Below are 23,953 nucleotides of genomic sequence, written 5' to 3'. Positions count from 1 at the left end.
GGAGCATCGCTCCTGCATCAAATTGCCTATTTTTGCTCTTGCTGTTACGCTCTTTGTATCATGTATTAACTAGCAAGTGCAACTTGCAAACTACTAGTAAGAGGAGAAAAACAAAATGGTTATGACTGACCCAATCGCAGACTTCCTAACTCGTATTCGTAATGCTAACCAAGCTAAACACGAAGTACTTGAAGTACCTGCATCAAACATCAAAAAAGGGATTGCTGAAATCCTTAAACGCGAAGGTTTTGTAAAAAACGTTGAAATCATCGAAGATGACAAACAAGGCATCATCCGTGTATTCCTTAAATACGGACCAAACGGTGAAAAAGTTATCACTAACTTGAAACGTGTTTCTAAACCAGGACTTCGCGTCTACAAAAAACGTGAAGACCTTCCAAAAGTTCTTAACGGACTTGGAATTGCTATCCTTTCAACTTCTGAAGGTTTGCTCACTGATAAAGAAGCACGCCAAAAGAATGTTGGTGGAGAAGTTATCGCTTACGTTTGGTAATATTTAGCTCCCAATTTCTTTGTGACTCTTCGTTATCGTCTCTTGCCTAACCCAAAGTTATGCCTGCGAGACGATGCCTAGATTCACTTTGAAATTGAAACCTAAATGTTCCTTTAGATCGAGGAATCGATTTAACCCCGTGAAAACTGGCCGTTTAGGCCTGACAATCTAACAGGAGAAAATAAACATGTCACGTATTGGTAATAAAGTTATCGTGTTGCCTGCTGGTGTAGAAATCACTAACAATGACAACGTTGTAACTGTAAAAGGACCTAAAGGAGAACTTACTCGTGAGTTCTCAAAAGATATTGAAATCCGTGTGGAAGGTAGTGAAGTAACTCTTCACCGTCCAAACGATTCAAAAGAAATGAAAACTATCCACGGAACTACTCGTGCCCTTTTGAACAACATGGTTATTGGTGTATCAGAAGGATTCAAGAAAGAACTTGAAATGCGCGGGGTTGGTTACCGTGCACAACTTCAAGGATCTAAACTTGTTTTGGCTGTTGGTAAATCTCATCCAGACGAAGTTGAAGCTCCAGAAGGAATTACTTTTGAACTTCCAAATCCAACAACAATCGTTGTTAGCGGAATTTCAAAAGAAGTAGTTGGTCAAACAGCTGCTTACGTACGTAGCCTTCGTTCACCAGAACCATATAAAGGTAAAGGTATCCGTTACGTTGGTGAATTCGTTCGCCGTAAAGAAGGTAAAACAGGTAAATAATGTTGAGTGGTTGAGTCTCAACCACCAACCTATTTTCCAACTTTGTGCATAGCACACGATTTAAAACTAAAGAGGTGAAAACTGTGATTTCAAAACCAGATAAAAACAAACTCCGCCAAAAACGCCACCGTCGCGTTCGCGGAAAACTCTCTGGAACTGCTGATCGCCCACGTTTGAACGTATTCCGTTCTAATACAGGCATCTACGCTCAAGTGATTGATGACGTAGCGGGTGTAACGCTCGCAAGTGCTTCAACTCTTGACAAAGAAGTTTCAAAAGGAACTAAAACTGAACAAGCCGTTGCTGTCGGTAAACTCGTTGCAGAACGTGCAAACGCTAAAGGTATTTCAGAAGTGGTGTTCGACCGCGGTGGATATCTATATCACGGACGTGTGAAAGCTTTGGCTGATGCAGCTCGTGAAAACGGATTGAAATTCTAATAGGAGGACACTAGAAAATGGCATTTAAAGACAATGCAGTTGAATTAGAAGAACGCGTAGTTGCTGTCAACCGTGTTACAAAAGTTGTTAAAGGTGGACGTCGTCTTCGTTTCGCAGCTCTTGTTGTTGTTGGTGACCACAACGGTCGCGTAGGATTTGGTACTGGTAAAGCTCAAGAAGTTCCAGAAGCAATCCGTAAAGCAGTAGATGATGCTAAGAAAAACTTGATCGAAGTTCCTATGGTTGGAACAACAATCCCACACGAAGTTCTTTCAGAATTCGGTGGAGCTAAAGTATTGTTGAAACCTGCTGTAGAAGGTTCTGGAGTTGCGGCTGGTGGTGCAGTTCGTGCCGTTGTGGAATTGGCAGGTGTGGCAGATATTACATCTAAATCACTTGGTTCTAACACTCCAATCAACATTGTTCGTGCAACTGTTGAAGGTTTGAAACAATTGAAACGCGCTGAAGAAGTTGCTGCCCTTCGTGGTATTTCAGTTTCTGATTTGGCATAAGAAAGGGGATAAAATGGCTCAAATTAAAATTACTTTGACTAAGTCTCCAATCGGACGCATTCCATCACAACGTAAAACTGTTGTAGCACTTGGACTTGGCAAATTGAACAGCTCTGTTATTAAAGAAGATAACGCTGCTATCCGTGGTATGATCACTGCAGTATCTCACTTGGTAACAGTTGAAGAAGTAAACTAATGAATTTTTAGGGGATGTGCACTATACCATCCCCTAAAACTAGATATAGTCATCTATGATGACGTCGTATAGGCGAGTTGATGGGGGAGACAACCTTTTCTCCCTTATCGGCGCTAGCATTTTACAAAAGAGGAGAAAATAAAAATGAAACTTCATGAATTGAAACCTGCAGAAGGTTCTCGTAAAGTACGTAACCGCGTTGGTCGTGGTACTTCATCAGGTAACGGTAAAACATCTGGTCGTGGTCAAAAAGGTCAAAAAGCTCGTAGCGGTGGCGGAGTTCGCCTTGGTTTTGAAGGTGGACAAACTCCATTGTTCCGTCGTCTTCCAAAACGTGGATTCACTAACATCAACGCTAAAGAATACGCAATTGTGAACCTTGACCAATTGAACGTCTTTGAAGATGGTGCTGAAGTTACTCCAGTTGTTCTTATCGAAGCAGGAATTGTTAAAGCTGAAAAATCAGGTATTAAAATTCTTGGTAACGGTGAGTTGACTAAGAAATTGACTGTGAAAGCAGCTAAATTCTCTAAATCAGCTGAAGAAGCTATCACTGCTAAAGGTGGTTCAGTAGAAGTCATCTAAGAGAGGTGACCTATGTTTTTTAAATTATTAAGAGAAGCTCTTAAAGTCAAGCAGGTTCGATCAAAAATTTTATTTACAATTTTTATCGTTTTGGTCTTTCGTATCGGAACTAGCATTACAGTTCCTGGTGTGAATGCCAATAGCTTGAATGCTTTAAGTGGATTATCCTTCTTAAACATGTTGAGCTTGGTCTCAGGGAATGCCATGAAAAACTTCTCAGTTTTTGCTCTTGGTGTTAGTCCCTACATTACGGCCTCTATCGTTGTCCAACTCTTGCAAATGGATATTTTACCAAAGTTTGTAGAGTGGGGTAAACAAGGGGAAGTAGGTCGAAGAAAATTAAATCAAGCTACTCGTTATATTGCTCTTGTTCTAGCTTTTGTGCAATCTATCGGAATTACAGCTGGTTTTAATACTTTGGCTGGAGCTCAATTGTTGAAAACAGCTCTTACTCCACAAGTCTTTATCATGATTGGTATCATCTTAACAGCTGGTAGTATGATTGTGACTTGGTTGGGAGAGCAAATTACAGATAAGGGATACGGAAATGGTGTTTCTATGATTATCTTTGCCGGGATTGTTGCATCAATTCCAGAGATGATTCAGGGCATCTATGTGGACTACTTTGTGAACGTCCCAAGTAGCCGTATCAACTCATCTATCATTTTCGTAATCATTTTGATTATTACTGTATTGTTGATCATTTATTTTACAACTTATGTTCAACAAGCAGAATACAAAATTCCAATCCAATATACTAAGGTTGCACAAGGTGCTCCATCTAGCTCTTACCTTCCTTTGAAGGTAAACCCTGCTGGAGTTATCCCTGTTATCTTTGCAAGTTCGATTACTGCAGCGCCAGCGGCTATTCTTCAGTTTTTGAGCGCTACAGGTCATGATTGGGCTTGGGTAAGAACAGCACAAGAAATGTTGGCAACAACTTCACCAACTGGTATTGCCATGTATGCTTTGTTGATTATTCTCTTTACATTCTTCTATACGTTTGTACAGATTAATCCTGAAAAAGCTGCAGAGAACTTACAAAAGAGCGGTGCCTATATCCACGGAGTTCGTCCTGGTAAAGGTACAGAAGAATATATGTCTAAACTTCTTCGTCGTCTTGCAACTGTTGGTTCCCTCTTCCTTGGTGTGATTTCTATTTTGCCGATTGTAGCAAAAGATGTTTTCGGACTTTCAGAAGCAGTTGCTTTTGGAGGAACCAGTCTTTTGATCATTATCTCTACAGGTATTGAAGGAATCAAACAATTGGAAGGTTACCTATTGAAACGTAAGTATGTTGGTTTCATGGACAGAACAGAATAAAAGTATTTACGAAATCAGTAAATACTGAGGGAGTGGAGGTTTAACTCTAACATTAGTGAGAGTTTGGTCTCCCCTCTTCTATTTTGTTTTTAAATAGGGGTGAAAAGACTTTTTGCTTCTATTTAAAAATAAAATAAGGAGATCAAATCATGAATCTTTTGATTATGGGCTTACCTGGTGCAGGTAAGGGAACTCAAGCAGCAAAAATCGTAGAACAATTCCATGTTGCACATATCTCAACAGGTGATATGTTCCGAGCTGCAATGGCAAATCAAACTGAAATGGGTGTTCTTGCTAAGTCATACATTGACAAGGGTGAATTGGTTCCTGATGAAGTTACAAATGGAATCGTAAAAGAACGTCTTTCACAAGATGATATTAAAGAAACAGGATTCTTATTGGATGGTTACCCACGTACAATCGAACAAGCTCATGCCTTGGACAAAACATTGGCTGAACTTGGCATCGAACTAGAAGGTGTTATCAACATCGAAGTGAATCCAGACAGCCTCTTGGAACGTTTGAGTGGCCGTATCATCCACCGCGTAACTGGAGAAACTTTCCACAAGGTCTTTAACCCACCAGTTGACTATAAAGAAGAAGATTACTACCAACGTGAAGATGATAAGCCTGAGACAGTAAAACGTCGTTTGGACGTTAATATTGCTCAAGGGGAACCAATCATTGCTCACTACCGTGCCAAAGGTTTGGTTCATGACATCGAAGGTAATCAAGATATCAATGATGTCTTCTCAGATATCGAAAAAGTATTGACAAATTTAAAATAAAGCGTTTTTCACACTTGCAAAAATCCGCTACAAATGTTATACTGAGATAGTCTGACTTATAATTGTTGTCTCTGTGTCTAGAGGCATCGAATCGAAATTTATGGAGGTGCTTTTGCGTGGCAAAAGACGATGTGATTGAAGTTGAAGGCAAAGTAGTTGATACAATGCCGAATGCAATGTTTACGGTTGAACTTGAAAATGGACATCAGATTTTAGCAACAGTTTCTGGTAAAATTCGTAAAAACTATATTCGTATTTTAGCGGGAGATCGTGTTACTGTCGAAATGAGTCCATATGACTTGACACGTGGACGTATCACTTACCGCTTTAAATAATCGAAAAACTTGGAGGGATAAGAAATGAAAGTAAGACCATCGGTCAAACCAATTTGCGAATACTGTAAAGTTATTCGTCGTAATGGTCGTGTTATGGTAATTTGCCCAGCAAATCCAAAACACAAACAACGTCAAGGATAAGATAGAAAGGAGAAAACATGGCTCGTATTGCTGGAGTTGACATTCCAAATGACAAACGCGTAGTAATCTCATTGACTTATGTTTATGGTATCGGACTTGCAACATCTAAGAAAATTTTAGCTGCTGCTGGAATCTCAGAAGATGTTCGTGTACGTGATCTTACATCAGATCAAGAAGATGCTATCCGTCGTGAAGTGGATGCAATCAAAGTTGAAGGTGACCTTCGTCGTGAAGTAAACTTGAACATCAAACGTTTGATGGAAATCGGTTCATACCGTGGTATCCGTCACCGTCGTGGACTTCCTGTCCGTGGACAAAACACTAAAAACAACGCTCGCACTCGTAAAGGTAAAGCTGTTGCGATTGCTGGTAAGAAAAAATAATATAGGAGGTAAAAGTCTTGGCTAAACCAACACGTAAACGTCGTGTGAAAAAGAATATCGAATCTGGTATTGCTCATATTCACGCTACATTTAATAACACTATTGTTATGATTACTGATGTGCATGGTAATGCAATTGCTTGGTCATCAGCTGGTGCTCTTGGTTTCAAAGGTTCTCGTAAATCTACACCATTCGCTGCTCAAATGGCTTCTGAAGCTGCTGCTAAATCTGCACAAGAACACGGTCTTAAATCAGTTGAAGTTACTGTAAAAGGTCCAGGTTCTGGTCGTGAGTCAGCTATTCGTGCGCTTGCTGCCGCTGGTCTTGAAGTAACAGCAATTCGTGATGTGACTCCAGTGCCACACAATGGTGCTCGTCCTCCAAAACGTCGCCGTGTATAATCATCGCATTACACTGCTTTTCGTTTAAGAGGGAGTAACTAAATGATCGAGTTTGAAAAACCAAATATAACAAAAATTGATGAAAATAAAGATTATGGCAAGTTTGTAATCGAACCACTTGAACGTGGCTACGGTACAACTCTTGGTAACTCTCTTCGTCGTGTACTTCTAGCTTCTCTACCAGGAGCAGCTGTGACATCTATCAATATTGATGGTGTGTTGCATGAGTTTGACACAGTTCCAGGTGTTCGTGAAGACGTGATGCAAATCATTCTGAACATTAAAGGAATTGCAGTGAAATCGTACGTTGAAGACGAAAAAATCATCGAACTGGATGTTGAAGGTCCTGCTGAAGTAACAGCTGGTGACATTTTGACAGATAGCGATATTGAAATTGTAAATCCAGATCATTATCTCTTTACAATCGGTGAAGGTTCTTCTCTAAAAGCGACTATGACTGTTAACAGTGGTCGTGGATATGTACCTGCTGATGAAAATAAAAAGGATAATGCACCAGTTGGAACACTTGCTGTAGATTCTATTTATACACCAGTTACAAAAGTCAACTATCAAGTGGAACCTGCTCGTGTAGGTAGCAATGATGGATTTGACAAATTAACCCTTGAAATCTTGACAAATGGAACAATTATTCCAGAAGATGCTTTAGGGCTTTCAGCACGTATTTTGACAGAACATCTTGATTTGTTTACAAATCTTACTGAGATTGCTAAGTCAACTGAAGTGATGAAAGAAGCTGATACTGAATCTGACGACCGTATTTTGGATCGTACGATTGAGGAACTGGACTTGTCTGTGCGTTCATACAACTGTTTGAAACGTGCCGGTATCAATACTGTGCATGATTTGACAGAAAAATCTGAAGCAGAGATGATGAAAGTACGAAATCTTGGACGCAAGAGTTTGGAAGAAGTGAAACTCAAACTCATTGATTTGGGTCTTGGATTAAAAGATAAATAAAGGAGGAATACATGGCTTACCGTAAACTAGGACGCACTAGCTCACAACGTAAAGCAATGCTTCGCGATTTGACAACTGACCTTTTGATCAACGAATCAATCGTGACAACTGAAGCTCGTGCTAAAGAAATCCGTAAAACTGTTGAAAAAATGATTACTCTAGGTAAACGTGGTGATTTGCATGCACGTCGTCAAGCAGCTGCTTTCGTACGTAATGAAATCGCATCTGAAAACTATGATGAAGCAACTGATAAGTACACTTCTACTACAGCACTTCAAAAATTGTTCTCAGAAATCGCACCTCGTTATGCTGAACGTAACGGTGGATACACTCGTATCCTTAAAACTGAACCACGTCGTGGTGATGCAGCGCCAATGGCGATCATCGAATTAGTATAAAATCATCAATTTTGTTGAGTGTTATGATGATGGAGTCTTGTGCTCTTAGTCTAGCTCTGGTCTACCGCTAGGATTTCGGTCCTAGCGGGAACACTCATCATAAGTTGGGATAGTAGACGCTTGTTTACGAAATTGTTTTTTTCTTAAGAACAACTTCGTAAGCAGGCGTTTTTGAGTATTTTAGTTGGAATTATGCTATACTATTTGAAAAGAATCCTGTTTAATGTTCAGGTTTCCTATTAAAAGAAGAATTGGAGTTTGCTTATGAAAGCGATTATAACTGTTGTTGGTAAAGATAAATCTGGAATTGTTGCAGGTGTTTCTAGTAAAATTGCAGAATTGGGTTTGAATATTGATGATATTTCTCAAACTGTTTTGGATGAATATTTCACGATGATGGCTATCGTCTCTAGTGATAAAAAGCAAGATTTTACCTATCTTCGTAATGAATTTGAAGCTTTTGGGCAAACTTTGAATGTGAAAATCAACATTCAGAGTGCAGCGATTTTCGAAGCTATGTATAATATCTAGGAGGTGCACATGGATATTAGACAAGTTACTGAAACCATCTCCATGATTGAGGAGCAAAACTTTGATATTAGAACCATTACCATGGGGATTTCCCTTTTGGACTGTATTGATCCAGATATCAATCGTGCTGCGGAAAAAATTTATCAAAAGATTACGAGCAAGGCAGCTAATTTAGTGGCTGTTGGGGATGAAATTGCAGCTGAGTTGGGAATTCCAATCGTTAATAAGCGTGTATCGGTGACTCCTATTTCTCTGATTGGGGCGACGACAGATGCGACAGACTATGTGGTTCTGGCAAAAGCACTTGATAAGGCTGCGAAAGAGATTGGTGTGGACTTTATTGGTGGTTTTTCAGCCTTGGTACAAAAGGGTTATCAAAAGGGAGATGAGATTCTCATCAATTCTATTCCTCGTGCTTTGGCTGAAACGGATAAGGTCTGCTCGTCAGTCAATATAGGCTCAACCAAGTCTGGTATCAATATGACGGCTGTCGCAGATATGGGACGAATTATCAAGGAAACGGCAACTCTATCTGATATGGGGGCAGCTAAGTTGGTTGTATTCGCTAATGCTGTTGAGGACAATCCATTTATGGCGGGTGCCTTCCATGGTGTTGGGGAGGCAGATGTTATCATCAATGTCGGAGTTTCTGGTCCTGGTGTGGTGAAACGTGCCTTGGAAAAAGTTCGTGGAGAGAGTTTTGATGTAGTAGCCGAAACGATCAAGAAGACTGCCTTTAAAATCACTCGTATCGGTCAATTGGTTGGTCAGATGGCTAGTGAAAGACTGGGTGTGGAGTTTGGTATTGTAGACTTGAGTTTGGCGCCAACTCCTTCGGTTGGAGATTCTGTTGCACGTGTCCTTGAGGAAATGGGACTTGAGACAGTTGGAACACACGGGACGACGGCTGCCTTGGCTCTCTTGAATGATCAAGTTAAGAAGGGCGGAGTTATGGCTTGCAACCAAGTTGGTGGTTTGTCTGGTGCCTTTATCCCTGTTTCAGAGGATGAAGGAATGATTGCTGCAGTGCAAAATGGCTCTCTTAATTTGGAAAAACTAGAAGCTATGACGGCTATCTGTTCCGTTGGTTTGGATATGATTGCTATCCCAGAAGATACTCCTGCTGAAACCATTGCGGCCATGATTGCAGATGAGGCTGCAATTGGTGTTATTAACATGAAAACAACAGCTGTTCGTATTATTCCCAAAGGAAAAGAGGGAGATATGATTGAGTTTGGTGGTCTTCTTGGTACAGCTCCAGTTATGAAGGTCAATGGGGCTTCGTCTGTTGATTTCATCTCTCGTGGAGGACAAATCCCAGCACCAATTCATAGTTTTAAAAATTAAGAAAATAGGAGAAATTTTAAGTTCTATTTAAGGTTGGATGTGTATACTATAATCATTAAATAAGGACCTCCTAATATTATTTGAAACAGATAACACTGATTTAGTTTGAATTTGATTTTCATCTAATATCTTTATTTAATAGAACTCCTAAACTTTTTCATAATAATCTCCTGCAAAAGTCGCCTGTATGGGTGGCTTTTGTTTTATCATCCATGATATAATAGAAGTAAACGGAGGACGGAAAATGGTAAAAGTACGATTGTATTTGGTACGTCATGGCAAGACCATGTTTAACACGATTGGTCGCGCGCAAGGTTGGAGCGATACTCCTTTAACAGCTGAAGGTGAACGAGGGATTCAAGAATTAGGAATCGGTTTGCGAGAATCTGGTCTACAGTTTGATCGCGCTTATTCCAGTGATTCTGGCCGCACCATTCAGACAATGGGAATTATTCTTGAAGAACTTGGTTTGCAGGGGAAAATCCCTTATCGCATGGACAAACGTATCAGAGAATGGTGTTTTGGTAGCTTTGACGGAGCTTATGATGGTGATCTTTTCATGGGCATTATTCCTCGTATCTTTAATGTGGATCATGTTCACCAATTGTCTTATGCTGAACTGGCTGAGGGGTTGGTAGAGGTCGATACAGCTGGTTGGGCTGAAGGATGGGAAAAACTCAGTGGCCGAATCAAGGAAGGTTTTGAAGCGATTGCCAAAGAAATGGAAGAGCAAGGTGGGGGCAATGCCCTAGTCGTGAGCCACGGAATGACCATTGGAACCATTGTGTATCTGATTAATGGCATGCATCCGCATGGTCTCGATAATGGTAGCGTGACGATACTTGAATATGAGGACGGCCAGTTTAGCGTAGAAGTTGTCGGTGACAGTAGTTACCGACAACTAGGACGTGAGAAGATGGAGGAAGTCTCTATTTAATTAGTCTAGACTTGCTTGCAATGAACTAGGAATCTAGTAGGAATATCAAAATAAGAAAAAACAGCCGAAGTAATCCTTTCGGCTGTTTTTGATGGGGAAAACTAAAGTGTAATGCTATTGCTTTTAGAGATTTTCATAAACAAGAGCAAGGAACCTACTGTTAGAACAGTCAGGATAGTTGATAAGGCTGCGGCTACACCGTAATTCCCTCTGAGAACCTCTGTATAAATGGCTACAGTCATTGTTCTTGTTTTGACATTGTAGAGGAGGATAGAAGTAGAGAGTTCTGAAATCATTGTAACCCAAGATAGGATAGCTCCAGAAATAATACCAGATAGCATCATTGGAGTTGTAATCTTGGCAAAGGTATTGAGACGGCTACTTCCTAAGCTTTCAGCAGCTTCTTCAATACTTGGTGCTATTTGTTGCAAGCTAGCAACAGATGAGCGAATAGTATACGGTAATCTTCTGACAGATAGAGACATAATCAAGATGAAAGCAGTTCCTGTAATCATAAGAAATCCACTTCCAAATAGACCGGTATTGAAGGAAGAAATGAAGGCAATACCTAGAACAGTTCCGGGTACAATATAAGGGACCATACTGAGGCTGTCAATTAAGTTTGTAAACAAATTCCGTTTTCTAACGGCTAGGTAGGAGATAAATGTTGCGAATAGGACAACTAGAACTAAGGCAATCAAAGGGATACGAATAGTATTGAAAATAGCAGATCCCATACGATTGAAAGCTACCTTGTAACTGTTTAGAGAATAACCTTTGACAAATACCATACCTGATGTTTTTAGGAAAGAAGTATAAATCAAGTAGACTTGAGGTAGAACAGAGAACAAGATAATTCCGTAGACTGTTGCATAAATGGCAGCCATTTTTCCTTTTGTAGTTTTTTTAGGCTCAATTGGATGGAGCGAATTCATGCTGAAACTGTAGCGGTTTGAGATGTATTTTTGGATAAGGAAGATTGCCAAGGCAATGATAATCGCCATAATTGCTAAAGCAGATGCAAAAGCAGAATTTCCTCCAACCTCGCTAATGAATTGGGTATAAATCAAGACGGGGAAAGTCCGATATCCTTCACCAATCAACATAGGCGTTCCAAAATCTGAGAATGCTCTCATAAACACAAGCAGGGCAGCAGCTAGTAAGGTTGGAACTAGGAGAGGTAAAACAACCGTTACGATACGCTTAAATCCGAAGGACCCCATGCTTTCAGCGGCTTCAAGTAGAGAATTGTCAATACTTTTCATTGTCCCAGCAACGTATAGAAATACCAGTGGGAATAGTTGCAGTGTAAAGACAAGTACAATTCCTTTGAATCCATAAATATCAATAGCTGGAAGATGAAGAGTATTTGTCATGAATTTTGTGATGACCCCATTTCGTCCCAGCAAGAGAATCCAGGAGTAGGCTCCCACGAAAGGAGCTGACATAGAAGCAATGATAATCAATATTTGTAGAAATTTCTTTCCCTTGAAGTCATACATAGAGAAGAGATAAGCTAATAGGGTTCCTACGACTAAGGAAGTGACAGTAGCGGTAATGGAGACCTTGAAACTGTTGACAAGTGTCTCAGAGTAGTAAGCTTTACTAAAGAAAGTGACAAAATTAGCTAGTGAGAATTGTCCTTCATGTATGAGTGCTTGCTTGAGCACGGTAACGATAGGATAAACGAGAAAGACAAGATAAGTAAGAAAGATGAAGAAAGAGGAGGCTGTCCAAATATTTAGTTTTTTACGTTCCATGGTTGACTCCTTTTATCAGGTTTTGTGAACCATTTGCAGAAAAGACATTTAATTTTTGAGTATTGATTCGTAGACGAATACGATCGCCTTTTTGTAGATCTTCTTCAAAAGTTGATTCTTCGCTAACCTGAATTTTTGAGGCAAATCCTGTTTCGATGAAGTATTCAGTATTCAGTCCAAGATAGACGCTATCGCTAATAATTCCTTCAATATCTCCAGATTCATCTTTGATAAACTCTTCAGGACGAATACTTACATGAATGGCTTGCTCCTCAGCCTGATCAAGAGCTGGCATTCGAAGAGCATAGCCATCTGAAAAGACGATATAAGCGCCGTCGCTCCGTTTTTCGAGATTGGCAGGGATAATATTTGTGCGTCCGATAAAGGTTGCTACAAACTCATTAGCTGGTTTATGATAGAGTTCTTTTGGTCGACCGATTTGTTGGATGACTCCGTCTTTCATAACAGCAATTTGATCTGAAATAGCCATAGCTTCTTCTTGGTCGTGGGTCACATAAACGGTTGTAATTCCCACTTCGTGTTGGATTTCTCGAATGGCTTGACGCATATCCAAGCGAAGTTTGGCATCTAGATTACTAAGTGGCTCGTCCATGAGGAGAACACTTGGATTAACCGCTAAGGCACGTGCCAAAGCGACACGTTGTTGTTGTCCACCACTGAGTTTATCGGGCTTTCGATCCGCATATTGAACAATTTGCATGAGTTCAAGATATTTATTGGTTTGTTGAATCAATTCTTCTTTTGGAACCTTCTTTTGCTTGAGACCAAAAGCAACATTATCTCGGACAGTCAAATGTGGGAAAATAGCGTAGTTTTGGAAAACCATCCCGATATTGCGTTTGCTGGGTTCCATATTATTGATTTTTGTATCATCGAAGTAAAATTCTCCACCTTCGATACTGTTGAAACCTGCAATCATACGAAGAAGGGTCGTTTTCCCACACCCTGAAGGCCCAAGGATGGTAAAGAGGCTTCCTTTGGGAATAGTGACATTCAAGTTTTCAATAACAGGGACGTCGTGGTAGATTTTTTTGGCGTTAATAATTTTGATCTCACTCATAGTGAACCCCTTTTACTGTTTAGATTGGATATCTGTAAAAATGTCATTGTACTTTTTAAGAATAGTGGATTTATTTTTAATGACATAATCTGAATCTTCGGTGGCAATCTTGATTTCTGTCATAGCCTTCATATTTTTATTGGTTTTAGCATTTTTACGAATGGGTCTGATTGTTGTTTCAGTTCCTAGCTTATCTTGGATTTCTTGAGAAAGGAGGAAATCGATAAATTTCTTAGCGTTTTCCATGTGTTTGGCGTTTTTGACGATGGCCGCGTTACCAGGTAAAAAGACGGTTCCTTCTTTTGGATAAATGACTTTTACATCAACTCCATCATTTAAGAGTTTTAAGGCAGGGTCTTCATAGGTAAGTCCAACAGCCATTTCCCCATCGGCGACAGCTTTGTAAACATTTGAAGAGCTAGATGCAATCTTTCCATCTACTAGGGTAAATAGATTTTTTACATAGTTCCAAGCTTGTTCATTTTCGTATCCACCTTGGTCTACAAGCATATTTGTTAGTTGTGCAAAGGCGCTAGAAGCATTACTAGGATCAGCAGTAGCGATTTTTCCTTTTAATTTAGGATTGAGTAGATCATTGTAGCCTTCAATTTTAATATCTTTTGTAAGAGCTGAATTGGCAATGATAACACTGACATCCAATGTATAAGGTGTGTAGAATCCTGTTTTATTTTGATATTCAGGGATTATCTGGTCGTTTTCTTGGGAAGTATAAGGTTCAAAAAGTTTTTCGTTAGAAGAGAAGAGAGCGTAGGAGCCTCCGAAAATGACATCGGCTACTGGGGATTCTTTTTCAGCTTCAGCTTTTTTGAACAATTCACCCGTGCTGGCTTGTACTAAATCAACCTTAATACCATATTTTTCTTCGAAGGCAGGTATTGTCTCTTCGATAAGGTCTTCAGGGTTAGGCGAGTAGATAACCAAAGCATTATCCGAATCTGTTTCAGTGTTAGTTTCCGTTTCTGTTGTTGAAGAACATCCTGACAAAGTAAGAAATATCCATCCACAAGAGAGAAAGAATAGTAGTTTTTTCATAAGAATCTCCTTTTTTACGAACATTTTCTCTACCTAGATTATTAATGTTTTTAAATTGTAGAGTCCTACAGGATATAATAAAAACCTTAAAGAAATCTAAAACGGGGAACATGAGTCAAAGACGCTAGGGGAAAAAGATGAAAGAGATAAATAATCGATATAAGTTAATTTCAAGTGATAGTTAATTTTTTATACTGCTAAATAATACTCTTTGAAAATCCCTTCAAACTACGTCAGCTTCGCCTTGGATTATATATGTGACAGACTTTGTCAGTCTTATCTACAACCTCAAAGCAGTGCTTTGAGCAACCTGCGGCTAGCTTTCTAGTTTGCTCTTTGATTTTCATTGAGTATAAGCTGGATTTGGGATTCGGTCTTTCTTGCTATCCAAGTCTAAAAGAACATTTCTCGTCTTTCAAATTCCCTCAAAAATGGTATAATAGTAACATCACAAAATTGGAGAGAGACCATGAGTTTTTACAATCATAAAGAAATTGAGCCTAAGTGGCAGGGCTACTGGGCAGAACATCATACATTTAAGACAGGGACAGATGCATCAAAACCGAAGTTTTATGCTCTTGATATGTTCCCTTATCCATCTGGAGCGGGTCTGCACGTAGGACACCCAGAAGGCTATACAGCGACAGATATCCTAAGCCGTTACAAACGTGCGCAAGGCTACAATGTCCTTCACCCAATGGGTTGGGATGCTTTTGGTTTGCCTGCAGAGCAATATGCTATGGATACTGGTAATGACCCAGCAGAATTTACAGCTGAAAACATTGCTAACTTCAAACGCCAAATCAATGCGCTTGGATTTTCTTATGACTGGGATCGTGAAGTCAATACAACAGATCCAAACTACTACAAGTGGACGCAATGGATTTTCACTAAGCTTTACGAAAAAGGTTTGGCCTATGAAGCGGAAGTACCAGTAAACTGGGTTGAGGAATTGGGAACAGCTATTGCTAATGAAGAGGTTCTTCCTGATGGAACTTCTGAGCGTGGAGGCTATCCAGTTGTCCGTAAACCAATGCGCCAATGGATGCTCAAAATCACGGCCTATGCGGAGCGCTTGCTTAATGACTTAGATGAACTTGATTGGCCAGAGTCTATCAAGGACATGCAACGCAACTGGATTGGGAAATCAACTGGTGCTAATGTAACTTTCAAAGTAAAAGGAGCAGAAAAGGAATTTACAGTCTTTACTACTCGTCCGGACACCCTTTTCGGTGCGACTTTCACCGTTCTGGCTCCTGAACATGAATTAGTAGATGCCATCACAAGTACAGAGCAAGCAGAAGCAGTAGCAGACTACAAACACCAAGCTAGCCTCAAGTCTGACTTGGCTCGTACAGACCTTGCTAAGGAAAAAACAGGGGTTTGGACTGGTGCTTATGCCATCAACCCTGTCAATGGTAAGGAAATACCAATCTGGATTGCGGATTACGTTCTTGCTAGTTATGGAACAGGTGCTGTCATGGCTGTGCCTGCCCACGATCAACGTGACTGGGAATTTGCCAAACAATTTGACCTTCCAATCGTCGAAGTACTTGAAGGTGGAAAGGTTGAAGAAGCTGCCTACACAGAAGATGGCCTTCACGTTAATTCAGACTTTCTAGATGGACTCAACAAAGAAGACGCTATTGCTAAGATTGTGGCTTGTTTGGAAGAAAAAGGCTGTGGACAAGAGAAGGTTACCTACCGTCTCCGCGACTGGCTCTTTAGCCGTCAACGTTACTGGGGTGAGCCAATCCCAATCATTCATTGGGAAGATGGAACTTCAACAGCTGTTCCTGAAAGTGAATTGCCACTTGTCTTGCCAGTAACCAAGGACATCCGCCCTTCAGGTACAGGGGAAAGTCCACTAGCTAACTTGACAGATTGGCTTGAAGTGACTCGTGAAGATGGTGTTAAAGGTCGTCGTGAAACCAATACCATGCCACAATGGGCAGGTTCAAGCTGGTACTACCTCCGTTATATTGACCCACACAATACTGAGAAATTGGCTGATGAGGATCTTCTCAAACAATGGTTGCCAGTAGATATCTACGTGGGTGGGGCAGAGCATGCTGTTCTTCACTTGCTCTACGCTCGTTTCTGGCACAAATTCCTCTATGACCTCGGTGTTGTTCCGACGAAAGAACCATTCCAAAAACTCTTTAACCAAGGAATGATTTTGGGAACAAGCTATCGTGACCACCGTGGGGCTCTTGTGGCAACTGACAAGGTTGAAAAACGTGACGGTTCTTTCTTCCATGTAGAAACGGGGGAAGAGTTGGAGCAAGCACCAGCCAAGATGTCTAAATCGCTCAAGAACGTTGTTAACCCAGACGACGTAGTGGAACAATACGGTGCCGACACCCTTCGTGTTTATGAAATGTTTATGGGACCACTTGATGCTTCGATTGCTTGGTCAGAAGAAGGTCTGGAAGGAAGCCGTAAGTTCCTTGACCGTGTTTACCGTTTGATTACAAGCAAGGAAATTGTTGCAGAAAACAATGGCTCTCTCGACAAGGTTTACAACGAAACCGTTAAAGCTGTCACAGAACAAATCGAATCATTGAAATTCAACACAGCTATTGCCCAACTTATGGTCTTTGTCAACGCTGCCAACAAGGAAGACAAACTTTATGTAGACTACGCCAAAGGCTTCGTTCAGTTGATTGCCCCATTTGCACCTCATTTGGCAGAAGAGCTCTGGCAAACAGTTGCGGCAACAGGTGAGTCAATCTCTTACGTGGCTTGGCCAACATGGGACGAAAGCAAATTGGTTGAAGACGAAATCGAAATCGTTGTCCAAATCAAAGGAAAAGTGCGTGCTAAACTCATGGTTGCTAAAGATCTATCACGCGAAGAATTGCAAGAAATTGCTCTAGCTGATGAAAAAGTCAAAGCAGAAATTGACGGTAAGGAAATCGTGAAAGTGATTGCGGTACCGAATAAATTGGTTAACATTGTTGTGAAATAAGAAATGAATCCTTCAGAGTAGAATCTGGAGGATTTTTTGAATCTTCTTATGAAAGTATGATATACTATGTGCAACTATAAAGTTTGAAAAGCGAAATAAGGAGAATACTATGCCAGTAAATGAATTTGGTCAGATGATAGGTGAGTCAATGGAAGGTTATACACCTGGTGAATTGCCTGCTATTGATTTTTTAGAGGGGCGTTATGCTCGGATAGAGGCTCTTTCGGTGGAAAAGCATGCGAAGGATTTATTAGCTGTTTATGGCCCTGATACGCCTCGGGAGATGTGGACCTACCTCTTTCAGGAACCAGTGGCAGATATGGAGGAGCTGGTTAGCCTTTTAAATCAGATGTTGGCTCGTAAGGACCGTTTTTACTATGCAATCATAGACAAGGCAACTGGTAAGGCTTTGGGAACTTTTTCTCTCATGCGTATTGACCAGAATAACCGAGTAATAGAAGTGGGAGCTGTCACTTTTTCTCCAAAACTCAGGGGGACACGGATAGGGACAGAAGCCCAGTATCTACTGGCGCGCTATGTCTTTGAAGAGCTTAACTATCGTCGCTATGAGTGGAAATGTGATTCTCTTAATCTGCCATCCAGACGAGCAGCGGAACGTTTGGGCTTTATTTATGAAGGAACCTTCCGTCAGGCAGTGGTTTATAAGGGGCGTACGAGGGATACGGATTGGTTGTCTATGATTGATAAGAACTGGCCCAAAGTAAAATCTCGTTTGGAAACATGGTTGCGTCCTGAAAATTTTGACAAAAATGGACAGCAGTACAAGAGCTTGAGAGAACTCTAAGAGGTGTTATATAGGAATGACTTGGATGAATCGAGAAAAATAATAAAACTTGTTTTTCTTAAGCAAAGTTTAAGGCTGGTCTAGTATCATATAGTCATTAAATAAAGACCTCCTAACTTTATTTAATGAAATCCTAAAACTTTTTTCATCATAATCTCCTAATGAAGCCACCCAATCAGGTGGCTTTTTTCGTGGATAGGTGATGGTGATAGATTTTTTTTGCAAAATAGTAAAATTTGAGAAAAGTTAAGCTAGTTTTAAGCTTTGTCTTGTATCATATAGTTATTAAATAAAGACCTCCTAACTTTATTTAATAAAATCCTAAACTTTTCTTTTTCATAATAATCTCCCTTAACTCCACCCAATCAGGTGGAGTTTTTTGGCTCTATTTCAGGATTTTGGGGACTATTCTAAAAATCATTTTCCGATATTTTTCGGATTTTGGTCGGGGAATTGGTGGGGACTTTTTTTAGCGAATATGACTAATAAATAGTTCTGTTGTCGCTTCAGCTACTTCAACCTTACTTTGAATTTAAGTGACTGTTAATTGAAGGACTAGAACTACTGTAATAATGCTCTTGGTTTTCAAGGAGTGAGTCATCATATTGTTGTACAGCGGTTAAAGCTTGAAAAGCCACGAATATAAACCTTTGAAAAATTTTGTGAACTATGGGATAATAAAAAGGAATTGAGTACTAGTTCTATATCATAGGCTAGAAATGGCCCCAAGCTCACGACCAAATAAGCTAGGGGTCTTTTTTGACACTATTTATCCTTGTTTAGCCATTTATCGACTAAGCGAAGAACGACACCGACCACAATTGGTCCGATGATAGTTTTGAGTACTAATCCCATCATGGGCTATCTCACCTCCTTTCGTAGGCGGTGTAGCAGTGCCGTAGAATGTTATACCACATAGGTGCTAAACTCTGGAGTCACCCAATCAGGTGGCTTTTTTGTTTGTGGCTTGGTTTTTTGATATAATAGAGCCATGAGTAGAATTTTAGATAATGAGATAATGGGGGACGAGGAGTTAGTAGAACGCACGCTCCGTCCTCAGTATTTACGTGAATATATTGGGCAGGATAAGGTCAAGGACCAGCTTCAAATCTTTATAGAAGCTGCCAAAATGCGGGATGAAGCGCTGGATCATGTGCTTTTATTTGGCCCTCCAGGCTTGGGAAAAACGACCATGGCTTTTGTTATTGCCAACGAACTAGGTGTCAATCTCAAGCAGACTTCGGGTCCAGTCATTGAAAAAGCCGGTGATTTGGTAGCGATTTTGAATGACTTAGAGCCTGGGGATGTTCTCTTTATTGATGAGATTCATCGTTTGCCAATGTCAGTGGAAGAGGTGCTTTATAGTGCCATGGAGGACTTCTACATTGATATCATGATTGGGGCTGGTGAAGGCAGTCGCAGTGTTCATTTGGAGTTGCCACCTTTTACCTTGATTGGTGCGACGACTCGGGCTGGTATGCTCTCAAATCCGCTACGGGCACGTTTTGGGATTACAGGTCATATGGAATACTATGCCCATGCTGATTTGACAGAAATTGTCGAGCGGACGGCAGATATTTTTGAGATGGAAATTACTCATGAGGCAGCATCTGAGTTAGCCTTACGTAGTCGTGGGACTCCTCGTATTGCCAATCGTCTCCTCAAGCGCGTGCGCGATTTTGCCCAGATTATGGGGAACGGGGTTATCGATGATGTGATTACGGATAAGGCCTTAACCATGCTGGATGTTGATCATGAAGGCTTGGACTATGTGGACCAGAAAATCCTTCGCACCATGATTGAGATGTATGGTGGCGGTCCTGTCGGACTAGGAACACTTTCTGTTAATATTGCTGAGGAGCGTGAGACGGTGGAAGACATGTATGAGCCTTACTTGATTCAAAAAGGTTTTATCATGCGAACACGTTCTGGACGGGTGGCAACGACCAAGGCATATGAACATTTAGGGTATGAATACAATGAAAAATGAGCAAGAAATTCTAGATGCTTTTAGAGAAAATCCGGATATGATGACCATTCTGACGATCATCCGAGACCTTGGTTTAAAAGACTCGTGGTTGGCAGCAGGTTCGGTACGAAATTTCATCTGGAATCTCTTGTCAGACAGACCACCTTTTGACTGTGAAACAGATGTAGATGTGATTTTCTTTGACCAAGATGTGAGTTATGAAGAAACGCTGGCTATAGAGAACAAGTTGAGAGCGGATTTTCCTCAGTACCAGTGGGAATTGAAAAATCAGGTCTATATGCACCAGCACAGTCCTCATACTGCGCCCTATACCAGCTCTCGTGATGCTATGAGTAAGTATCCAGAACGGTGTACGGCGGTTGGGCTTCGCTTGCATGAAGACTCCGCTTTAGAATTATTTACTCCTTATGGACTAGAGGATATTTTGAATTTTCAAGTTCGCCCAACTCCTCATTTTTTAGAGAATGAAGATAGAATGGAACTCTATCAAATACGGCTATCTAAGAAAAATTGGCAGGAGAAATGGAAAAATTTGATTTTTAAAAATACTTAAGGAAACTTTAAGCTAGGAAGTGTATACTAAGTTCATAAGTTAAGAAGACCTTAACTTAAACTCCTAAAACTTTTTCATAATAATCTCCCTATAAAAAATAGAGTCGCCCAATCAGGCGGCTTATTTTTTTGAAAAATGGGCTTTGTGCCTGAGAATAATACTCAATGAAGATCAAAGCGCAAACTAGGAAGCTAACCACAGGTTGCTCAAAACACTGTTTTGAGGTTGTAGATAGAGCTGACGTGGTTTGAATTTGATTTTCGAAGAGTATAAATAGCTTAGTGATAGAAGAAAATAGGGAAATATGGTATAATGAAACGATAGATTTTTGAATAGGAATAAGATCATGTTTGGATTTTTTAAGAAAGATAAGGCTGTGGAAGTAGAGGTTCCGACACAGGTTCCTGCTCATATCGGCATCATCATGGATGGGAATGGTCGTTGGGCTAAGAAACGTATGCAACCGCGAGTCTTCGGACATAAGGCGGGCATGGAAGCATTGCAAACTGTGACCAAGGCAGCCAACAAACTAGGCGTTAAGGTGATTACGGTCTATGCTTTTTCTACGGAAAATTGGACCCGTCCAGATCAGGAAGTCAAGTTTATCATGAACTTGCCAGTAGAGTTTTATGACAATTATGTCCCGGAATTGCATGCCAATAATGTTAAGATTCAAATGATTGGGGAAACGGACCGCCTACCTAAGCAAACCTTTGAAGCTCTGACTAAGGCTGAGGAATTGACTAAGAACAACACCGGTTTGATTCTTAATTTTGCCCTCAACTATGGTGGACGTGCTGAGATTACACAAGCTCTTAAATTGATTTCCCAGGATGTGTTAGATGCCAAAATCAACCCAGGCGACATCACAGAGGAATTGATTGGTAATTATCTTTTTACCCAGCATTTACCTAAGGACTTACGAGATCCAGACTTGATTATCCGTACTAGTGGAGAATTGCGTTTGAGCAATTTCCTTCCATGGCAGGGAGCCTACAGTGAGCTCTATTTTACGGATACCTTGTGGCCTGATTTTGACGAGGTGGCCTTGCAGGAAGCTATTCTTGCCTACAATCGTCGTCATCGCCGATTTGGAGGAGTTTAGGAGGAAATATGACACAGGATTTACAGAAAAGAACCTTGTTTGCAGGGATTGCCCTGGCTATTTTCCTACCAATTTTAATGATTGGGGGACTCTTGCTTCAGATAGCAATTGGAATCATAGCCATGCTAGCCATGCATGAACTTTTGAAGATGAGAGGTCTAGAGACCATGACGATGGAGGGCCTCTTGACCCTCTTTGCAACCTTTGCTTTGACCATTCCCTTGGAGAATTACCTGACTTTTTTGCCAGTTGATGGGAATGTGGTTGCTTATAGTGTATTGATTTCAATCATGTTAGGAACGACTGTTTTTAGCAAGTCTTATACGATTGAGGATGCTGTTTTCCCGCTTGCTATGAGTTTCTACGTGGGCTTTGGTTTTAATGCTCTATTAGATGCTAGAATTGCAGGGTTAGACAAGGCACTATTAGCCTTATGTATCGTCTGGGCGACAGACAGTGGTGCCTATCTTATAGGAATGAACTATGGTAAACGAAAATTAGCTCCGACAGTTTCTCCAAATAAAACCTTTGAGGGTGCCTTGGGTGGTATTTTAGGTGCTATTTTAGTAACCATCATCTTTATGATGTTTGATAGGACAGTTGCTCTTCCGTATGGAATTTACAAGATGTCAGTCTTTGCTATTTTCTTTAGCATTGCTGGACAATTTGGTGATTTACTAGAAAGTTCGATTAAGCGTCACTTTGGTGTCAAGGATTCTGGGAAATTTATTCCTGGACATGGTGGTGTTTTGGATCGCTTTGATAGTATGCTACTTGTATTTCCAATTATGCACTTATTTGGACTCTTTTAATCAAAAGACGGAGGAAATACTATGCTCGGAATTTTAACCTTTATTCTGGTTTTTGGGATTATTGTAGTGGTGCACGAGTTCGGACACTTCTACTTTGCCAAGAAATCAGGGATTCTAGTGCGTGAATTTGCCATTGGCATGGGACCCAAGATCTTTGCTCATATTGGCAAGGATGGAACGGCCTATACTATTCGAATCTTGCCTCTGGGAGGCTACGTTCGCATGGCCGGTTGGGGTGATGATACAACTGAAATTAAGACAGGAACTCCTGTCAGTTTGACTCTTACTGATGATGGTAAGGTTAAACGCATCAATCTATCAGGTAAAAAATTAGATCAAACGGCCCTCCCTATGCAGGTGACCCAGTTTGACTTTGAAGACAAGCTCTTTATCAAGGGCTTGGTTCTGGAAGAAGAAAAAACATTTGCAGTAGATCACGATGCAACGGTTGTGGAAGCAGATGGAACTGAGGTTCGAATTGCTCCTTTGGATGTGCAATATCAAAATGCGACTATCTGGGGGAAACTGATTACTAACTTTGCAGGTCCTATGAACAACTTTATCTTAGGTGTCGTTGTTTTCTGGATTTTAATCTTTATGCAGGGTGGTGTCAGAGATGTCGATACCAACCAGTTCCATATTATGCCTCAAGGGGCTTTGGCTAAGGTAGGAGTACCAGAAACGGCACAAATTACCAAGATTGGCTCACATGAGGTTAGCAACTGGGAAAGTTTGATTCAGGCTGTGGAAACAGAAACCAAAGATAAGACGGCCCCGACCTTGGATGTGACTATTTCTGAAAAGGGGAGTGACAAACAAGTCACTATTACTCCAGAAGAAAGTCAAGGCCGTTACCTTCTAGGTGTTCAACCGGGGATTAAGTCAGATTTTCTATCCATGTTTGTAGGTGGTTTTACAACTGCTGCTGACTCGGCCCTCCGAATCCTGTCAGAACTGAAAAATTTGATTTTCCAACCGGATTTGAACAAGCTAGGTGGACCTGTTGCCATCTTTAAGGCAAGTAGTGATGCTGCTAAAAATGGAATTGAGAATGTCTTGTACTTCTTGGCAATACTTTCCATCAATATTGGGATTTTTAATCTTATTCCGATTCCAGCCCTGGATGGTGGTAAGATTGTGCTCAATATCCTAGAAGCCATTCGCCGCAAACCATTGAAACAAGAAATTGAAACCTATGTCACCTTGGCCGGAGTGGTCATCATGGTTGTCTTGATGATTGCTGTGACCTGGAATGACATCATGCGACTCTTTTTTAGATAATCGAGGAAT

General features: G+C 40.7%; 28 protein-coding genes. 24 read left to right on the top strand and 4 right to left on the bottom strand.

All coding sequences use genetic code 11. The features are described from left to right. Nucleotides 1-115 precede the first annotated feature (115 nt). The 17 genes from rpsH to QM818_RS00950 all read left to right on the top strand — a co-directional run bounded on the left by rpsH (nt 116) and on the right by QM818_RS00950 (nt 10,533). Complete coding sequence (gene rpsH / locus QM818_RS01030) at nt 116-514, top strand: 30S ribosomal protein S8 (protein WP_000245504.1); 399 nt, start codon at nt 116-118, stop codon at nt 512-514. 187 nt (nt 515-701) lie between these two features. Next, on the top strand, nt 702-1,238 hold the full coding sequence (gene rplF / locus QM818_RS01025; protein ID WP_049546952.1) for a 50S ribosomal protein L6: 537 nt from the start codon (nt 702-704) through the stop codon (nt 1,236-1,238). 83 nt (nt 1,239-1,321) lie between these two features. After that, on the top strand, nt 1,322-1,678 hold the full coding sequence (rplR, locus tag QM818_RS01020) for a 50S ribosomal protein L18 (RefSeq protein ID WP_000624044.1): 357 nt from the start codon (nt 1,322-1,324) through the stop codon (nt 1,676-1,678). Between the two features lie 17 nt (nt 1,679-1,695). Beyond that, nucleotides 1,696-2,190, top strand: a complete 495-nt coding sequence (gene rpsE, locus QM818_RS01015) for a 30S ribosomal protein S5 (RefSeq protein ID WP_000874202.1) — start codon at nt 1,696-1,698, stop codon at nt 2,188-2,190. 13 nt (nt 2,191-2,203) lie between these two features. Next, nucleotides 2,204-2,386, top strand: a complete 183-nt coding sequence (rpmD, locus tag QM818_RS01010; RefSeq protein WP_000057241.1) for a 50S ribosomal protein L30 — start codon at nt 2,204-2,206, stop codon at nt 2,384-2,386. Nucleotides 2,387-2,530: 144 nt separating this feature from the next. Continuing rightward, nucleotides 2,531-2,971: a 50S ribosomal protein L15 gene (gene rplO / locus QM818_RS01005; protein ID WP_000766087.1), complete on the top strand. Its 441-nt coding sequence runs from the start codon at nt 2,531-2,533 to the stop codon at nt 2,969-2,971. A 12-nt stretch (nt 2,972-2,983) separates the two neighbouring features. Beyond that, nucleotides 2,984-4,294: a preprotein translocase subunit SecY gene (secY, locus tag QM818_RS01000; protein WP_000465403.1), complete on the top strand. Its 1,311-nt coding sequence runs from the start codon at nt 2,984-2,986 to the stop codon at nt 4,292-4,294. Between the two features lie 149 nt (nt 4,295-4,443). After that, complete coding sequence (locus QM818_RS00995; RefSeq protein ID WP_001050436.1) at nt 4,444-5,082, top strand: adenylate kinase; 639 nt, start codon at nt 4,444-4,446, stop codon at nt 5,080-5,082. Between the two features lie 116 nt (nt 5,083-5,198). Next, nucleotides 5,199-5,417 carry a translation initiation factor IF-1 gene (gene infA, locus QM818_RS00990; RefSeq protein ID WP_001029883.1) on the top strand — a complete coding sequence of 73 codons (219 nt, stop codon included), beginning with the start codon at nt 5,199-5,201 and terminating at the stop codon, nt 5,415-5,417. Nucleotides 5,418-5,441: 24 nt separating this feature from the next. Further along, on the top strand, nt 5,442-5,558 hold the full coding sequence (gene rpmJ, locus QM818_RS00985; protein WP_001808836.1) for a 50S ribosomal protein L36: 117 nt from the start codon (nt 5,442-5,444) through the stop codon (nt 5,556-5,558). Nucleotides 5,559-5,575: 17 nt separating this feature from the next. Further along, the gene (gene rpsM / locus QM818_RS00980) at nt 5,576-5,941 is read left to right on the top strand and encodes a 30S ribosomal protein S13 (RefSeq protein ID WP_000090781.1); all 366 of its coding nucleotides are present in this window, start codon (nt 5,576-5,578) and stop codon (nt 5,939-5,941) included. 17 nt (nt 5,942-5,958) lie between these two features. Continuing rightward, nucleotides 5,959-6,342, top strand: coding sequence for a 30S ribosomal protein S11 (gene rpsK, locus QM818_RS00975; protein ID WP_001118385.1), 384 nt, complete (start codon nt 5,959-5,961; stop codon nt 6,340-6,342). A gap of 42 nt (nt 6,343-6,384) precedes the next feature. Next, nucleotides 6,385-7,320 carry a DNA-directed RNA polymerase subunit alpha gene (locus tag QM818_RS00970; protein ID WP_000568988.1) on the top strand — a complete coding sequence of 312 codons (936 nt, stop codon included), beginning with the start codon at nt 6,385-6,387 and terminating at the stop codon, nt 7,318-7,320. Nucleotides 7,321-7,331: 11 nt separating this feature from the next. After that, nucleotides 7,332-7,718: a 50S ribosomal protein L17 gene (gene rplQ, locus QM818_RS00965; RefSeq protein ID WP_000331493.1), complete on the top strand. Its 387-nt coding sequence runs from the start codon at nt 7,332-7,334 to the stop codon at nt 7,716-7,718. Between the two features lie 264 nt (nt 7,719-7,982). Next, nucleotides 7,983-8,249 (top strand): ACT domain-containing protein, encoded by a 267-nt coding sequence (locus QM818_RS00960; RefSeq protein ID WP_414299801.1) that lies wholly within the window; start codon nt 7,983-7,985, stop codon nt 8,247-8,249. A gap of 9 nt (nt 8,250-8,258) precedes the next feature. Further along, nucleotides 8,259-9,596: a PFL family protein gene (locus tag QM818_RS00955; RefSeq protein WP_414299800.1), complete on the top strand. Its 1,338-nt coding sequence runs from the start codon at nt 8,259-8,261 to the stop codon at nt 9,594-9,596. 244 nt (nt 9,597-9,840) lie between these two features. Beyond that, nucleotides 9,841-10,533: a histidine phosphatase family protein gene (locus QM818_RS00950; protein WP_023946791.1), complete on the top strand. Its 693-nt coding sequence runs from the start codon at nt 9,841-9,843 to the stop codon at nt 10,531-10,533. A gap of 101 nt (nt 10,534-10,634) precedes the next feature. Here QM818_RS00950 and QM818_RS00945 read toward each other — a convergent pair whose 3' ends face one another. The 3 genes from QM818_RS00945 to QM818_RS00935 are packed head-to-tail and all read right to left on the bottom strand — an operon-like array spanning nt 10,635 to nt 14,427. Beyond that, nucleotides 10,635-12,293 carry an ABC transporter permease gene (locus QM818_RS00945; protein WP_000440018.1) on the bottom strand — a complete coding sequence of 553 codons (1,659 nt, stop codon included), beginning with the start codon at nt 12,291-12,293 and terminating at the stop codon, nt 10,635-10,637. Continuing rightward, the gene (locus QM818_RS00940) at nt 12,283-13,374 is read right to left on the bottom strand and encodes an ABC transporter ATP-binding protein (RefSeq protein ID WP_414299294.1); all 1,092 of its coding nucleotides are present in this window, start codon (nt 13,372-13,374) and stop codon (nt 12,283-12,285) included. Before QM818_RS00940 ends, QM818_RS00945 begins: the two co-directional genes overlap by 11 nt. A 12-nt stretch (nt 13,375-13,386) precedes the next feature. After that, a complete protein-coding gene (locus tag QM818_RS00935; protein ID WP_414299799.1) occupies nt 13,387-14,427 on the bottom strand; it encodes an ABC transporter substrate-binding protein in 1,041 nt (346 codons plus the stop codon). A gap of 469 nt (nt 14,428-14,896) precedes the next feature. Between QM818_RS00935 and leuS the strand changes: the two genes are divergently transcribed. Beyond that, nucleotides 14,897-17,398 carry a leucine--tRNA ligase gene (gene leuS / locus QM818_RS00930; RefSeq protein ID WP_261080973.1) on the top strand — a complete coding sequence of 834 codons (2,502 nt, stop codon included), beginning with the start codon at nt 14,897-14,899 and terminating at the stop codon, nt 17,396-17,398. 109 nt (nt 17,399-17,507) lie between these two features. Continuing rightward, on the top strand, nt 17,508-18,203 hold the full coding sequence (locus tag QM818_RS00925; protein ID WP_414299798.1) for a GNAT family N-acetyltransferase: 696 nt from the start codon (nt 17,508-17,510) through the stop codon (nt 18,201-18,203). Nucleotides 18,204-18,968: 765 nt separating this feature from the next. On the opposite strand, the gene QM818_RS00920 is transcribed toward QM818_RS00925, so the two are convergent. Then, nucleotides 18,969-19,061, bottom strand: a complete 93-nt coding sequence (locus tag QM818_RS00920) for a type I toxin-antitoxin system Fst family toxin (RefSeq protein WP_004255195.1) — start codon at nt 19,059-19,061, stop codon at nt 18,969-18,971. Nucleotides 19,062-19,194: 133 nt separating this feature from the next. Between QM818_RS00920 and ruvB the strand changes: the two genes are divergently transcribed. From ruvB to rseP, 5 genes are all read left to right on the top strand, one after another. Then, nucleotides 19,195-20,193, top strand: a complete 999-nt coding sequence (gene ruvB, locus QM818_RS00915) for a Holliday junction branch migration DNA helicase RuvB (protein ID WP_414299797.1) — start codon at nt 19,195-19,197, stop codon at nt 20,191-20,193. Continuing rightward, on the top strand, nt 20,174-20,746 hold the full coding sequence (locus QM818_RS00910; protein WP_414299796.1) for a nucleotidyltransferase family protein: 573 nt from the start codon (nt 20,174-20,176) through the stop codon (nt 20,744-20,746). The genes ruvB and QM818_RS00910 overlap by 20 nt, the downstream gene beginning before the upstream one ends. A 346-nt stretch (nt 20,747-21,092) precedes the next feature. After that, nucleotides 21,093-21,851: an isoprenyl transferase gene (locus tag QM818_RS00905; RefSeq protein ID WP_000466720.1), complete on the top strand. Its 759-nt coding sequence runs from the start codon at nt 21,093-21,095 to the stop codon at nt 21,849-21,851. 8 nt (nt 21,852-21,859) lie between these two features. Beyond that, entirely contained in the window at nt 21,860-22,663 is an 804-nt protein-coding gene (locus tag QM818_RS00900) for a phosphatidate cytidylyltransferase (RefSeq protein ID WP_141230590.1), read from the top strand. 21 nt (nt 22,664-22,684) lie between these two features. Further along, nucleotides 22,685-23,944 (top strand): RIP metalloprotease RseP, encoded by a 1,260-nt coding sequence (rseP, locus tag QM818_RS00895; protein WP_414299795.1) that lies wholly within the window; start codon nt 22,685-22,687, stop codon nt 23,942-23,944. The last annotated feature ends 9 nt before the right edge of the window (nt 23,945-23,953 follow it).

This window comes from Streptococcus mitis (assembly GCF_047464035.1).
Classification (GTDB): domain Bacteria; phylum Bacillota; class Bacilli; order Lactobacillales; family Streptococcaceae; genus Streptococcus; species Streptococcus mitis_DX.
The sequence above is the reverse complement of the archived record's forward strand: the minus strand, read 5'-3'. Positions and strand labels throughout refer to the sequence as shown.

Bases quoted from the DNA above. Each gene is read 5' to 3' on its own strand.
- rpmJ (WP_001808836.1), top strand. From the start codon at position 5,442: ATGAAAGTAAGACCATCGGTCAAACCAATTTGCGAATACTGTAAAGTT.
- QM818_RS00925 (WP_414299798.1), top strand. From the start codon at position 17,508: ATGCCAGTAAATGAATTTGGTCAGATGATAGGTGAGTCAATGGAAGGT.
- QM818_RS00940 (WP_414299294.1), bottom strand. From the start codon at position 13,374: ATGAGTGAGATCAAAATTATTAACGCCAAAAAAATCTACCACGACGTC.
- QM818_RS00950 (WP_023946791.1), top strand. From the start codon at position 9,841: ATGGTAAAAGTACGATTGTATTTGGTACGTCATGGCAAGACCATGTTT.
- rpsH (WP_000245504.1), top strand. From the start codon at position 116: ATGGTTATGACTGACCCAATCGCAGACTTCCTAACTCGTATTCGTAAT.
- rpsM (WP_000090781.1), top strand. From the start codon at position 5,576: ATGGCTCGTATTGCTGGAGTTGACATTCCAAATGACAAACGCGTAGTA.
- rplO (WP_000766087.1), top strand. From the start codon at position 2,531: ATGAAACTTCATGAATTGAAACCTGCAGAAGGTTCTCGTAAAGTACGT.
- QM818_RS00955 (WP_414299800.1), top strand. From the start codon at position 8,259: ATGGATATTAGACAAGTTACTGAAACCATCTCCATGATTGAGGAGCAA.
- QM818_RS00995 (WP_001050436.1), top strand. From the start codon at position 4,444: ATGAATCTTTTGATTATGGGCTTACCTGGTGCAGGTAAGGGAACTCAA.
- QM818_RS00935 (WP_414299799.1), bottom strand. From the start codon at position 14,427: ATGAAAAAACTACTATTCTTTCTCTCTTGTGGATGGATATTTCTTACT.
- rplQ (WP_000331493.1), top strand. From the start codon at position 7,332: ATGGCTTACCGTAAACTAGGACGCACTAGCTCACAACGTAAAGCAATG.
- secY (WP_000465403.1), top strand. From the start codon at position 2,984: ATGTTTTTTAAATTATTAAGAGAAGCTCTTAAAGTCAAGCAGGTTCGA.
- QM818_RS00960 (WP_414299801.1), top strand. From the start codon at position 7,983: ATGAAAGCGATTATAACTGTTGTTGGTAAAGATAAATCTGGAATTGTT.
- rpmD (WP_000057241.1), top strand. From the start codon at position 2,204: ATGGCTCAAATTAAAATTACTTTGACTAAGTCTCCAATCGGACGCATT.
- QM818_RS00905 (WP_000466720.1), top strand. From the start codon at position 21,093: ATGTTTGGATTTTTTAAGAAAGATAAGGCTGTGGAAGTAGAGGTTCCG.
- QM818_RS00900 (WP_141230590.1), top strand. From the start codon at position 21,860: ATGACACAGGATTTACAGAAAAGAACCTTGTTTGCAGGGATTGCCCTG.
- QM818_RS00920 (WP_004255195.1), bottom strand. From the start codon at position 19,061: ATGATGGGATTAGTACTCAAAACTATCATCGGACCAATTGTGGTCGGT.
- leuS (WP_261080973.1), top strand. From the start codon at position 14,897: ATGAGTTTTTACAATCATAAAGAAATTGAGCCTAAGTGGCAGGGCTAC.
- QM818_RS00970 (WP_000568988.1), top strand. From the start codon at position 6,385: ATGATCGAGTTTGAAAAACCAAATATAACAAAAATTGATGAAAATAAA.
- QM818_RS00945 (WP_000440018.1), bottom strand. From the start codon at position 12,293: ATGGAACGTAAAAAACTAAATATTTGGACAGCCTCCTCTTTCTTCATC.
- ruvB (WP_414299797.1), top strand. From the start codon at position 19,195: ATGAGTAGAATTTTAGATAATGAGATAATGGGGGACGAGGAGTTAGTA.
- rpsE (WP_000874202.1), top strand. From the start codon at position 1,696: ATGGCATTTAAAGACAATGCAGTTGAATTAGAAGAACGCGTAGTTGCT.
- rplF (WP_049546952.1), top strand. From the start codon at position 702: ATGTCACGTATTGGTAATAAAGTTATCGTGTTGCCTGCTGGTGTAGAA.
- rseP (WP_414299795.1), top strand. From the start codon at position 22,685: ATGCTCGGAATTTTAACCTTTATTCTGGTTTTTGGGATTATTGTAGTG.
- QM818_RS00910 (WP_414299796.1), top strand. From the start codon at position 20,174: ATGAATACAATGAAAAATGAGCAAGAAATTCTAGATGCTTTTAGAGAA.